Here is a 233-nt window from a genome sequence, read left to right as displayed (position 1 = left end):
AGCGCCTGCAAATGGCGCGGCGGAACCGCCTCTGGCTCTACGATTTGGTGTTGCTGGAGGGGCTGGCGGGCAACAATGCCCGCGGGGGCGAGGTGTTTTCCGCCCTCTTCAGGCGCGCCCCCCCCGCCCGGATATTGCGTTTCCTGCACCAGCAGACTTCCCTGGGCGAAGACCTCCGGATTATTGCGGCCTGTCCGAAACGCTTGTTTATCCGCGCCTTGTGGCGTTCCTTC

At 64.4% G+C, this 233-nt stretch carries 1 pseudogene; it reads left to right on the top strand.

Annotation, left to right across the window (positions count from 1 at the left end):
- A pseudogene (locus ACRHNM_RS18335) lies at positions 1-233 on the top strand (lycopene cyclase family protein); the annotation flags it as partial.

The organism is Psychroserpens mesophilus, from assembly GCF_050617655.1.
Classification (GTDB): Bacteria; Bacteroidota; Bacteroidia; order Flavobacteriales; family Flavobacteriaceae; genus Psychroserpens; species Psychroserpens mesophilus_A.
The sequence above is the reverse complement of the archived record's forward strand: the minus strand, read 5'-3'. Positions and strand labels throughout refer to the sequence as shown.